The sequence below is a fragment of the Paracoccus binzhouensis genome (genome assembly GCF_016446475.1).
Lineage (GTDB): Bacteria > Pseudomonadota > Alphaproteobacteria > Rhodobacterales > Rhodobacteraceae > Paracoccus > Paracoccus binzhouensis.
Genome location: NZ_JAEHFP010000036.1, coordinates 1 through 12,389 on the forward strand (window position 1 = coordinate 1; position 12,389 = coordinate 12,389).

A 12,389-nucleotide genomic window follows, 5' to 3' on the forward strand; every position below is an offset into this window, starting at 1 on the left:
CGGCGGCAAGCCGCGCCGCGAACTGGTCAAGCGCCGCGCGGTCGCGGGCGATCTGCCGGGCGCTGTCGGCCAGCATCCGCGACCGGGCGCGTTCCAGCCGCTGGCTCAGATCGGCCAGGCGTTCGGCCTTGCGCTGCCGCAGCCGGGCCAGGGACAGCGGCAGGCGCTGCCGATGCCCCTGCAGCGCCTCGCGCCGGTTGCGCAGCATGGCGCGCAGCGCCAAGAGCGACAGCGGCAGCGCGTTCAGCCGGTCGCGGCGGGCGCGCACGAAACCGCGCAGCGCCGGTTCCAGCCGCTCGGCGAACAGGTCGAAGCGTTGCCGCGCCGGATCGGTCAGCGCCTGCGGCCGGCCGAGCGCCCGGCCAAGGTCGGCCAGCCGCTGGCGCTGGCGCTGGTTGCGGGTCTGGGCGGCGCGCATCATCCGCGCCCGGATCTCGGCCAGCCGCGCGGCCAGTTCGGCGCGCACCGGCACCGCCATCTCGGCCGCGGCGGTGGGCGTCGGTGCCCGACGGTCCGAGGCGAAGTCGATCAGCGTGGTATCCGTCTCGTGCCCCACGGCCGAGATCAGCGGGATGTCGCTGGCCGCCGCGGCGCGGACCACGGCCTCCTCGTTGAAACCCCAGAGGTCTTCCAGGCTGCCGCCGCCGCGCGCCACGATCAGCAGGTCGGGACGCGGGATCGGGCCGTCCCCGGGCAGCGCGTTGAAGCCCTGGATCGCGGCGGCGACCTGCGGGGCGCAGGCTTCGCCCTGCACCGCCACCGGCCAGATCAGCACTCGTGTCGGAAAGCGGTCGCGGAGGCGATGCAGGATGTCGCGGATCACCGCGCCCGAGGGCGAGGTCACGACGCCGATCACCCGCGGCAGGTAGGGCAGCGGCCGCTTGCGCGCTTCGTCGAACAACCCCTCGGCCGCCAGCGCCTTGCGGCGCTTCTCCAGCATCATCATCAGCGCGCCGGCGCCGGCGGGCTCGATCTCCTCGACGATCAGCTGGTATTTCGACTGGCCGGGAAAGGTGGTCAGCCGACCGGTGGCGATGACCTCGATCCCCTCCTCGGGGCGGGTGGAGAGGCGCGCGGCCTGGCCCTTCCAGGTCACGGCGGCGATCACCGCGCGGTCGTCCTTGAGGTCGAAATAGACATGCCCCGACGAGGGGCGCGAGACGCGGCCGATCTCGCCGCGGACGCGGACGCGGCCGAATTCGCCCTCGATCACGCGCTTCACCGCGCCCGAGATCTCCGAGACGGTGAATTCATGGGCGTTGCTGGCGGGCGTGTCTTCGAAAAGCTCCATGGCCCGGTTGTGGCGCGGGGCGCGGGCGGGATCAAGGGGCTTGGGGGATTGATCCGGGCCGGGCCAGTTCCTAGAAGGCGCGGGACCATACGCAAAGGGGCCTTTCCGCATGAACATCCTGATCCTCGGCAGCGGCGGGCGCGAACATGCGCTGGCCTGGGCGATCCGGCAGAACCCGAAATGCGACCGGCTGTTCGTCGCGCCCGGCAATGCCGGGATGGAGCCGCTGGCGCGGCTGGCGGATCTGGACATCCTGTCCGGCCCGGCGGTGATCGGCTTTTGCGAGGAGAACGCCATCGACCTGGTGGTGATCGGCCCCGAGGCGCCCCTGGCGGCCGGCGTCGCCGACGAGCTGCGGGCGGCGGGCATCCTGGTCTTCGGCCCATCCAGGGCGGCGGCGATGCTGGAAGCCTCCAAGGCCTTCACCAAGGAAGTCTGCGACGCCTGCGGTGCGCCGACCGCCGCCTGGGCGCGTTTCGACGCGGCCGAGCCGGCGCGGGCCTATATCCGCGCGCAGGGCGCACCCATCGTCGTCAAGGCCGACGGGCTGGCCGCCGGCAAGGGCGTGACCGTGGCCATGACCGAGGCCGAGGCCATCGCCGCCGTCGATGACGCCTTCGGCGGCGCCTTCGGCGCGGCCGGGGCCGAGGTTGTGATCGAGGAGTTCATGGAGGGCGAGGAGGCGAGCTTCTTCGTGCTATGCGACGGGGTGGACTGCCTGCCGATCGGCACGGCGCAGGACCACAAGCGCGTGGGCGAGGGCGATACCGGGCCGAATACCGGCGGCATGGGCGCCTATTCCCCGGCCCCGGTGCTGACGGCGGAGATCCAGGATGCGGTGATGGCCGAGATCGTGCGCCCGACCGTGGCCGAGATGGCGCGGCGCGGCACGCCGTTCCAGGGCGTGCTTTATGCCGGGCTGATGATCCGGGACGGGCGGGCGCGGCTGGTGGAATACAATGTCCGCTTCGGCGACCCGGAATGCCAGGTGTTGATGATGCGGCTGGGCGCCCAGGCGCTGGACCTGATCCTGGCCTGCGCCGAGGGCCGGCTGGGCACGGCCGCGGTCAGCTGGGCCGACGACCACGCGCTGACCGTGGTCCTGGCCGCCAAGGGCTATCCCGGCGCCTATGAAAAGGGCAGCGCCATCCGCGGGCTGGATGCGCTGGCCGAGGACAGCTTCCGCATGGTGTTTCACGCCGGCACCGCGCGCCGCGACGGGCAGATCGTCGCCACCGGCGGCCGGGTTCTGGCCGCGACCGGGCGCGGCGCCACCCTGGCCGAGGCCCATGCCCGCGCCTATGCGCTGGTCGATGCCATCGACTGGCCCGGGGGGTTCTGCCGCCGCGACATCGGCTGGCGCGCACTGTGAACCGCTGCGCCTGCGGCACGGGGCGCATGGGTATTTGCAGAACGAAGAAATCCGGGGGGCGGCGGCATCCCGGAGAAGCGCGGGTGGGTATTTTTGGTCTTTTCAAGCCGGCGGTGGCGGTCTTATAGTGCGCGCCATGACTCGGATGCAGCAGATCATTGCCACGGCCCCGCACGCGCATGACGGCGCGCGTCTTGCCGTGAACCTCCGCGGTCTGCTTCTTCTTACGCTGCGCTGAGCGGGTCTTCCGGGCCGCCGCTCAGTCTGGTTCGCGCCCGGCTTGGCCCTGAACCCCGAATCTCCGCGTAAGAAAGAACCGAGATGACCGATCCGAACCGCGTATTGATCTTTGACACCACCCTGCGCGATGGCGAGCAATCGCCCGGCGCCACCATGACCCATACCGAGAAGCTGGAAATCGCCCAGATGCTGGACGAGATGGGCGTGGACATCATCGAGGCGGGCTTTCCCATCGCCTCGGAGGGCGACTTCGCCGCCGTGAGCGAGATCGCCAAGCAGGCGCAGAACGCCGTGATCTGCGGCCTGGCCCGCGCCCAGTTCCCCGATATCGACCGCTGCTGGGAGGCGGTGAAGCACGCCAAGCGCCCGCGCATCCACACCTTCATTGGCACCTCGCCCCTGCATCGCGCCATCCCGAACCTGGACATGGACCAGATGGCCGAGCGGATCGAGCAGACCGTGACCCATGCCCGCAACCTGTGCGACGACGTGCAATGGTCGCCGATGGACGCCACCCGCACCGAACACGACTACCTGTGCCGGGTGGTCGAGATCGCCATTCGCTGCGGCGCCACCACCATCAACATCCCCGACACCGTGGGCTATACCGCGCCGCGTGAAAGCGCCGATCTGATCCGCATGCTGATCGAGCGGGTGCCCGGCGCCGACGCGGTGATCTTCTCGACCCATTGCCACAACGACCTGGGCATGGCGACGGCCAACAGCCTGGCCGCGGTCGAGGGCGGCGCGCGCCAGATCGAATGCACCATCAACGGGCTGGGCGAGCGCGCCGGCAACACCGCGCTGGAAGAGGTAGTGATGGCGCTGAAGGTGCGCCACGACATCATGCCCTGGACCACCGGCATCGACACCACCAGGATCATGGGCCTGTCGCGACGCGTCTCGCAGGCTTCGGGCTTCCTGGTGCAGCCAAACAAGGCGGTGGTCGGCAAGAATGCCTTCCTGCACGAATCCGGCATCCACCAGGACGGCGTGCTGAAGAATGTCGAGACCTTCGAGATCATGCGCCCCGCCGATATCGGCCTGAACGAGGCCAATATCGCCATGGGCAAGCATTCGGGCCGCGCCGCGCTGCGCTCGAAGCTGCGCGACCTGGGCTATGAGCTGGGTGACAACCAGCTGAAGGACATCTTCGTGCGCTTCAAGGCCCTGGCCGACCGCAAGAAGGAGATCTACGACGACGACCTGGTGGCGCTGATGCAGGACAGCGCCGCCAATACCGAGCACGATTACCTGCAGGTCAAGCACCTGCGCGTGGTCTGCGGCACGGACGGGCAGTCGGCCGACCTGACCATGACGGTCGGCGGCGAGGAAAAGACCGTCCATGCCACCGGCGACGGCCCGGTCGATGCCTGTTTCAACGCCGTCAAGGCGATCTGGCCGCACAAGGCGCATCTGCAGCTCTACCAGGTCCATGCCGTGACCGAGGGCACCGATGCCCAGGCCACCGTCAGCGTGCGCATGGAGGAGGAAGGCCGCATTGCCACCGGCCAGGCCTCGGATACCGACACCATCCTGGCCAGCGTCAAGGCCTATGTCGGCGCGCTGAACCGGCTGAAGGTGCGCCGCGAGATGGTCGGCGAAGGCGCCGATGCCAAGCAGGTCAGCATGTATTCGCACTGATCCGCCGCGAAATGGCGTAAGAGGGGGCGGCTGTCAGGCCGCCCCCTTGCGTTCCACGAAGCCCAGATCGACGCCCTGCAGGAAGGGGAAATCCTCGGCCAGCGCCTGCTGGAAGGCGTCCGGGTCCAGCCGCTGGAACCATTTCGGGAATTTCGCGACGATGGTGGCGACGGAATCGCCCTCGTCCCAGCGGGTCTGCAGGTAGCCGAGCCCGCCGATATCGGTGAAGGCCGGGAAATGCTTGGGCAGCTGGAAATGGTTGTAGGCATAGATGCAGCGGCCCGCGCCGCGCATCCGCACCGCCGCGCCGGCGCCCAGGAAGGGCTGGTGCGCGCGCCAGTAGCTGATCGGCTCGCCCTCGTAGCTGCCCATGACCAGGCCCTGCGGATAGCTGATGGCGAAGGCCGGCAGGTCTGAAAAGCGCCTGGCATGGCCGCGGATGCGGGCGACATGGTGGCGGCTGAAGGCGTCGTCGTCGTCGACGCGGAACTGGATCACCGGCCGTCCGGCCGCCTCGGCCGCCGCGCGCAGCGGCTCGCGCAGGGCGTTCACCGTCTCGCGCTTGTCCGAGACGATCAGCCGGATCTGCGGCACGCCTGCGCAAAGATCGCGCAGCCGCTCCAGCCATGCCTCCGGCATCTCGGGCGAGGTCAGGATCCAGAAGCGGAAATCCGGGTCGGTCTGCGCCCGGATCGAGGGCAGGCAGAGCGTCTCGAAGGCGGCGAAGCGGCGGGCCAGCCGCGCCGGCGCATAGAGCATGGCCCGGCGCCGCGCCATCAGCGCGGGAGCATCGCCGCCCTGCCCCGCGGTCTCGGCCCAGTCGCATTTCCCCAGGAAGGAAAAGCGGCAGATCCCCACGATGTCGTCCCGCACGCCGCCGTCCCTACCGCCCGCAACCGCCATGCCGGCAGGCTAGGCAGGGCCGGCGGGACGGTCAAGCCGGGCGCCGGCCGCGGAACCCCGCCATCGCGCCCGGCGCCCGCAATTTTCGGGTTTTCCCCGGACCGGCCCCGGCCTATATGTCCAACACCTTGGCGGGGCGACTCGTCGGGGCAATCGGGCAATGGCCGTCGGCAAAACGACGGCGGAACGGCCGTCATGGCAGGGGCGGCAGAAGGGGTAGTGACATGGCCTTTGGCGGGTTGTTTTCCACCGATATCGCGATCGACCTGGGGACGGCGAACACGCTGATCTATGTCAAGGGCAAGGGCGTCATCCTGAACGAGCCTTCGGTCGTCGCCTATCACGTCAAGGACGGCAAGAAGCAGGTGCTGGCGGTGGGCGAGGACGCCAAGCTGATGCTGGGCCGCACCCCGGGTTCCATCGAGGCCATCCGCCCGATGCGCGAGGGCGTGATCGCCGATTTCGACAGCGCCGAGGAGATGATCAAGCATTTCATCAAGAAGGTGTTCAAGCGCACCACCTTCTCGAAGCCGAAGATCATCGTCTGTGTGCCGCATGGCGCCACCCCGGTCGAGAAGCGTGCCATCCGCCAGTCGGTGCTCTCGGCCGGCGCGCGCAAGGCCGGGCTGATCGCCGAGCCCATCGCCGCCGCCATCGGCGCCGGCATGCCGATCACCGAGCCGACCGGCAGCATGGTCGTCGATATCGGCGGCGGCACCACCGAGGTGGCGGTGCTGTCGCTGGGCGACGTGGTCTATGCGCGCTCGGTCCGCATCGGCGGCGACCGCATGGATGACGCGCTGATCAACTACCTGCGCCGCAATCACAACCTGCTGATCGGCGAATCGACCGCCGAGCGGGTCAAGACCCAGATCGGCACCGCCCGCATGCCCGATGACGGGCGCGGCGCCACCATCATGGTGCGCGGCCGCGACCTGCTGAACGGCATCCCCAAGGAGATGGAGATCACCCAGGCCATGGTCGCCGAGGCCCTGGCCGAGCCGGTGCAGCAGATCTGCGAATCGGTGATGGTGGCGCTGGAGGCGACGCCGCCGGACCTGGCCGCCGACATCGTCGACCGCGGCGTGATGCTGACCGGCGGCGGGGCGATGCTGGGCGAGCTGGACCTGGCGCTGCGCGAACAGACCGGGCTGATGATCAGCCTGGCCGACCAGCCGATGAGCTGCGTGGCGCTTGGCACCGGCAAGGCCCTGGAATTCGAGAAGCAACTGCGCCACGTGATCGACTACGACAGCTGAGCGGATCAGGCCCATGGCGCGCAAGGGTCCAGATTACGCGACTCCGGTCCGCCGCATCCTGGTTTCGCTGCTGGTGCTGGCGCTGCTGGCTATCTTCCTGTTCTGGCAGATCGACAGCCCGCGGGCCGAGCGGATGCGCTCGGCCTTCATCGACCGCTTCGTGCCCAGCTTCGAATGGGTGACCATGCCGGTGACCAAGCTGTCGCGCATGGTCGCGGGCTTCCAGTCCTATGCCCGGCTCTACGAGCAGAACCAGGAGCTGCGGCGCGAACTGCAGAAGATGTCGGCCTGGAAAGAGGCCGCGGTGCAGCTGGAACAGGAAAACGCCAAGCTGCTGGCGCAGAACAACGTCCGCATCGACCCGGCCCTGACCTCGGTTTCCGGCGTGGTGATGACCGACAGCGGCACCGCTTTCCGGCAGTCGGTGCTGCTGAACGTCGGCGCCCGCGACGGGATCCTGGACGGCTGGGCGACGATGGACGGGCTGGGGCTCGTGGGGCGCATCTCGGGCGTCGGGCAGACCACCAGCCGGGTGATGCTGCTGACCGATCCCTCCAGCCGCATGCCGGTGACCATCCTGCCCTCGGGGCAGCATGCGCTGCTGACCGGCGACAACACCGCCCTGCCGGCGCTGGATTTCATCGAAAGCCCGGAGAACATCCGCCCCGGCGACCGCGTGGTCAGCTCGGGCGACGGTGGGGTGTTCCCGGCCGGGCTGCTGGTCGGCCAGGTGGCGCTGGCCAGCGACGGGCGGCTGCGGGTGCGGCTGGCCGCCGATTACGGGCGGCTGGAATTCCTGCGCGTGCTGCGCAGCCACCCGGCCGAGCGGCTGGCCGATACCGGGCTGCTGATCCCGCCGCCGCCGGCCGATTTCATCGGCCCGCCGATGCCGCCGGCGATGAATCTCGACACCCCCAACCCGGCCGCCGCCAATCCCGAGATCGCCGAACCCGAAACCGCCCCGCCCGAAACCGCCACCGGGCCCGTCCCTACCGGAGCGGCGGATGATTGATCCGGCCCGCCGCCAGAGGCTCCTTGGCCAGGCGCTGTTCGTGGTCCTGTTCCTGGCGATCCTGTTCTGGCGGCTTCTGCCGCTGGCGCCGGGCCGGATCGGCTGGCCCGGCCCCGATCTGGCGCTGTGCCTGGCGCTGGTCTGGGTGCTGCGCCGCCCCGAGCAGGTGCCGGTGCCCACCATCGCCCTGCTATTCCTGATCGAGGACATCCTGCTTCTGCGCCCCATCGGCCTGCACGCCGCCATCGTGGTGATGGGAACCGAGGCCGCAAGAAAGCGCGAGCAACATTGGCGCGAACTGCCATTCATGGTTGAATGGCTGCGCGTGACGATGCTTCTGGCGCTGATGATGGTGGCGAACCGTTTCCTGCTGGCGATCTTCTTCCTGCCCCAGCCGCCGCTGGGCCAGGTGATGCTGCAGTTCATCGCCACCACCGGCGCCTATCCGCTGCTGGCCGGGCTGGCGGGCTGGCTGTTCGGCCTGCCCCGCAACGGCGCGGAACGAGACGCGAGGCCCCGCTGACCCATGCGCAAATCGGAACGCGAAATCGCCGAAAGCAGCCGCCTGATCACCCGCCGGGTGGTGATGCTGGGCGCGATCCAGGCGGCGGTGGTCACGGCGCTGGGGCTGAAGCTGCGCTCGATGCAGATCGAGCATGCCGACGAATACCGGATGCTGTCGGACGGCAACTCGATCAAGATCCGCCTGCTGCCGCCGGCGCGCGGGCTGATCCTGGACCGCAACGGCACCATCATCGCCGGGAACGAGCAGAACTACCGCGTCACCCTGACCCGCGAGGAGGCGGGCGACGTCTCGACCGTGATCGCCCGGCTGCGGCGCATCATCCCGATGACCGACCGCCAGGCGGCCGAGATCCTCGACGAGATCCGCAAGCGCAGCGCCGTCACCCCGGTGCTGGTCGCCGACCGGCTGAGCTGGGCCGAGTTCTCCTCGATCGCGCTGAACGCCCCTGCCCTGCCCGGCGTCACCCCCGAGGCGGGGCTGTCGCGCAGCTATCCGCGCACCGGCGATTTCGCCCATGTGCTGGGCTATGTCGGGCCGGTCTCGGATTACGATCTTTCGAAGATCGAGAACCCGGACCCGGTGCTGCGCCTGCCCGAGTTCCAGCTGGGCAAGGTCGGCATGGAGGCCAAGCTGGAGGAGGCGCTGCGCGGCAAGGCCGGCTCGCGCCGGGTCGAGGTGAACAGCGCCGGGCGCGAGATGCGCGAGCTGTCGCGGCAGGAGGGCCAGCAGGGCGCCACGGTGCAGACCACGCTGGATGCCGGGCTGCAGAACTTCGCCACCCAGCGGCTGGGCAGCGAAAGCGCTGCCGCGGTGGTGATCGACGTCACCAGCGGCGACATCCTGGCCATCTCCTCCTCGCCGGTCTTCGATCCGAACAAGTTCGTGCGCGGCATCTCGGGGCCGGACTATCGGGCGCTGATGGAGCATGACCACCGCCCGCTGGCCGACAAGACCGTGCAGGGCGTCTATCCGCCCGGCTCGACCTTCAAGATGGTGACGCTGCTGGCCGGGCTGGAAGCGGGGGTGATCAACCCCGGCTCGCGCTTCTACTGCCCGGGCTATATCCAGGTCGCCGGCCGCCGCTTCCATTGCTGGAGCCGCGGCGGTCACGGCATGGTCGATGCGCAGGGCAGCCTGGAGCATTCCTGCGACGTCTATTATTACGAGCTGGCGCAGCGGGTCGGCATCGACCGCATCGCCGTCATGGCGCGCAAGCTGGGCATCGGCGTGCGCCACGACCTGCCCATGTCGGCCATCGCCGAGGGCATCGCCCCGGACCGCGCCTGGAAGAAGGTGCGCTACGACCAGGAATGGCAGGTGGGCGATTCGCTCAACGCCTCGATCGGCCAGGGCTATGTGCTGGCCTCGCCGCTGCAGCTGGCGGTAATGGCGGCGCGGGTGGCGACGGGGCGCGCGGTGGCGCCGCGGCTGGTCAAGGCCATCGACGGCCTGGCCGAGCCGGTGCCGGACTGGCCCGACCTGGGCATCAACCCGCTGCACCTGCGCACGGCGCGGGCGGGGATGGATGCGGTGATGAACAGCAGCCGCGGCACCGCCCGGCGGGCGCGGATCCTGGCGCCGGAATGGCGGATGGCCGGCAAGACCGGCACCTCGCAGGTCCGCAACATCACCGCCGCCGAGCGGGCGCGCGGCGTGATCTCGAACGACCAGCTGCCCTGGAACCGCCGCGACCATGCGCTGTTCGTCTGCTTCGCGCCCTATGACCTGCCGCGCTATGCCGTCTCGGTGGTGGTCGAGCATGGCGGCGGCGGCTCGGCCGTGGCCGCGCCCATCGCCCGCGACATCCTGCTTTACGCGCTGGCGGGCGGGTTGCCGCCGCTATCCGCCTATCCCGAGGCCGAGCGCGCCAAGGTGCAGGAGATCTGGTCGAAGATGAACCTCGCCCCCTCGACCCGCAAGGGCGAGGCGCGCGCAAAGGCCTGACGCATGAGCTATCTGAACTATCATGTCGCCCAGGTGCCCACGGGCTGGCGCAAGATCCTGCACCTGAACTGGCCGCTGGTCTTCCTGGTCACCGCGGTCAGCTGCATCGGCTTCCTGATGCTCTATTCCGTCTCGGGCGGGGATATCGACCGATGGGCCGGGCCGCAGATGCAGCGCTTCGCCGTCGGCATGGTGGTGATGTTCGCGCTGGCCTTCGTGCCGATCTGGTTCTGGCGCTCGATCTCGGTCGCCTCCTATGTGATCTGCGTGCTGCTGCTGGTGCTGGTCGAGGTGATGGGCCATGTCGGCATGGGCGCGCAGCGCTGGCTGGTGCTGGGGCCGATCCGCATCCAGCCGTCCGAGCTGACCAAGGTGGCCTTCGTGATGACGCTGGCCGCCTATTACGACTGGCTGCCGGTCGAGAAGGTCTCGCGCCCGTTCTGGGTGCTGGTGCCGGTGGTGCTGATCCTGCTGCCGACGGGGCTGGTGCTGATGCAGCCCGACCTGGGCACCTCGATCATGCTGGTCGCCGGCGGCGGCATCGTCATGTTCGCGGCCGGGGTCAGCCTGTGGTATTTCGCCGCCGTGATCGCCATCGTGGTCGCCGGCATCACCGCGGTGATGGAAAGCCGGGGCACCGACTGGCAGCTTCTGCACGACTACCAGTTCAAGCGCATCGACACCTTCCTCGATCCCGGCTCGGACCCCTTGGGCGCCGGCTACAACATCGCCCAGGCGCAGATCGCGCTGGGATCGGGCGGCTGGTCGGGGCGCGGCTTCATGCAGGGCACGCAGTCGCGGCTGAACTTCCTGCCGGAAAAGCATACCGACTTCATCTTCACCTCGCTGGCCGAGGAGTTCGGCTTCGTCGGCGCATTTTCCCTGCTGATGCTCTATGTGCTGATCCTGGGCTTCTGCCTGTATTCGGCGCTGACCAACCGCGACCGCTTCGCCAGCCTGATGACCATCGGCATCGCCGGGACGTTCTTTCTGTATTTCTCGATCAATATGGCCACGGTGATGGGGATGCTGCCCGCCAAGGGCTCGCCCCTGCCGCTGGTCAGCTATGGGGGGACCTCGCTGATGATCCTGCTGATGGGTTTCGGCATCGTGCAATCGGCCCATGTCCACCGGCCGCGGGGCTGACCGGATGAAGGTGCTGTTCGCCGCACCCGCCCGGCTGTGGGACACCTGGGCCCCCGCGCTGCGCGCCGCCTGTCCCGAGATGGACCTGCGCCGCGACGGCGATCCGGCCGGCTTCGACGCGCTGATCTATGCGCCGGGCTATCCCGAGGACGGCACGATGCTGGACTTCTCCCCCTTCATCCGCGCCCGGCTGGTGCAAAGCCTCTGGGCCGGGGTCGAGCGCATCGTGACCAACCCGACCCTGACGCAGCCGCTGTGCCGGATGGTCGATCCGGGGCTGGCGCAGGGCATGGTGGAATATTGCAGCGGCTGGGCGCTGCGGGCGCATCTGGGCATGGATCGCCATGCCCAGGACGGGGTGTGGCGCAACCACCTGACCCCGCCGCTGGCCGCCGGGCGCGGCGTGACCGTGCTGGGCATGGGTGAACTGGGCCGGGCCGTGTCCTTGGCGCTGGCGAGCTTCGGTTTCCGCGTCACCGGCTGGTCCAACTCGGGCCGCGCGGTGCCGGGGATCGCGGTCCTGCCCGGCGCATCCCTGCCCGAGGCGCTGCGCCGGGCCGAGATCCTGGTCGGCCTGCTGCCCGACACCGCCGAAACCCGCGGCCTGCTCGATGCCGGGCGGCTGGCGCTGTTGCCCAGGGGCGCCACGATCATCAATGCCGGGCGCGGCACGCTGATCGACGAGCCGGCGCTGATCGCGGCGCTGGACCGCGATCCCGAGGCCCGGGCGGTGCTGGACGTGTTCCGGACCGAACCGCTGCCGCCCGATCATCCCTTCTGGCGCCATCCGCAGGTGACGGTGACGCCGCATGTCGCGGCCGAGACCCGGCCCGCCAGCGCCGCCCCGGTCGCGGCCGAGAACCTGCGCCGGGCCATGCGCGGCCAGCCGCTTCTGCATCTGGTGGACCGGGCGCGCGGCTATTGAGCGGCGGATTTGCCGGCTGCCCCCCGGCATGCTATCCGGGGGCAAGCCCCGCCGCCCCGACGGTTTGCGCAGCTTGCGCGCCAAGGGCCGCCGGCGGATAACGAAGCGGATGCAAACGGCCCCCGGG

At 69.7% G+C, this 12,389-nt stretch carries 10 protein-coding genes; 8 read left to right on the forward strand and 2 right to left on the reverse strand.

Annotated features, from left to right (window positions below):
- On the reverse strand, positions 1-1,291 hold a 1,291-nt coding region (gene xseA / locus I9P22_RS10395), incomplete at its 3' end, for an exodeoxyribonuclease VII large subunit (protein WP_199259411.1).
- A 109-nt stretch (positions 1,292-1,400) separates the two neighbouring features.
- Between xseA and purD the strand changes: the two genes are divergently transcribed.
- Together purD and I9P22_RS10405 are read left to right on the forward strand one after the other, a co-directional pair.
- A complete protein-coding gene (gene purD / locus I9P22_RS10400; protein ID WP_199259412.1) occupies positions 1,401-2,663 on the forward strand; it encodes a phosphoribosylamine--glycine ligase in 1,263 nt (420 codons plus the stop codon).
- Positions 2,664-2,984: 321 nt separating this feature from the next.
- Positions 2,985-4,547 carry a 2-isopropylmalate synthase gene (locus I9P22_RS10405; RefSeq protein ID WP_199259413.1) on the forward strand — a complete coding sequence of 521 codons (1,563 nt, stop codon included), beginning with the start codon at positions 2,985-2,987 and terminating at the stop codon, positions 4,545-4,547.
- Between the two features lie 33 nt (positions 4,548-4,580).
- On the opposite strand, the gene I9P22_RS10410 is transcribed toward I9P22_RS10405, so the two are convergent.
- Positions 4,581-5,420 carry a putative rhamnosyl transferase gene (locus tag I9P22_RS10410; protein WP_199259414.1) on the reverse strand — a complete coding sequence of 280 codons (840 nt, stop codon included), beginning with the start codon at positions 5,418-5,420 and terminating at the stop codon, positions 4,581-4,583.
- 254 nt (positions 5,421-5,674) lie between these two features.
- Between I9P22_RS10410 and I9P22_RS10415 the strand changes: the two genes are divergently transcribed.
- The 6 genes from I9P22_RS10415 to I9P22_RS10440 are packed head-to-tail and all read left to right on the forward strand — an operon-like array spanning position 5,675 to position 12,262.
- The gene (locus tag I9P22_RS10415) at positions 5,675-6,709 is read left to right on the forward strand and encodes a rod shape-determining protein (protein ID WP_199259415.1); all 1,035 of its coding nucleotides are present in this window, start codon (positions 5,675-5,677) and stop codon (positions 6,707-6,709) included.
- Positions 6,710-6,722: 13 nt separating this feature from the next.
- Positions 6,723-7,721 (forward strand): rod shape-determining protein MreC, encoded by a 999-nt coding sequence (mreC, locus tag I9P22_RS10420; protein WP_199259416.1) that lies wholly within the window; start codon positions 6,723-6,725, stop codon positions 7,719-7,721.
- Positions 7,714-8,244: a rod shape-determining protein MreD gene (locus I9P22_RS10425; RefSeq protein ID WP_199259417.1), complete on the forward strand. Its 531-nt coding sequence runs from the start codon at positions 7,714-7,716 to the stop codon at positions 8,242-8,244. The genes mreC and I9P22_RS10425 overlap by 8 nt, the downstream gene beginning before the upstream one ends.
- Positions 8,245-8,247: 3 nt before the next feature.
- Positions 8,248-10,191 carry a penicillin-binding protein 2 gene (gene mrdA, locus I9P22_RS10430; protein WP_199259418.1) on the forward strand — a complete coding sequence of 648 codons (1,944 nt, stop codon included), beginning with the start codon at positions 8,248-8,250 and terminating at the stop codon, positions 10,189-10,191.
- A gap of 3 nt (positions 10,192-10,194) precedes the next feature.
- Positions 10,195-11,337 (forward strand): rod shape-determining protein RodA, encoded by a 1,143-nt coding sequence (rodA, locus tag I9P22_RS10435; RefSeq protein WP_199259419.1) that lies wholly within the window; start codon positions 10,195-10,197, stop codon positions 11,335-11,337.
- A complete protein-coding gene (locus I9P22_RS10440) occupies positions 11,315-12,262 on the forward strand; it encodes a 2-hydroxyacid dehydrogenase (RefSeq protein ID WP_233253316.1) in 948 nt (315 codons plus the stop codon). Before rodA ends, I9P22_RS10440 begins: the two co-directional genes overlap by 23 nt.
- Positions 12,263-12,389 lie beyond the last annotated feature (127 nt).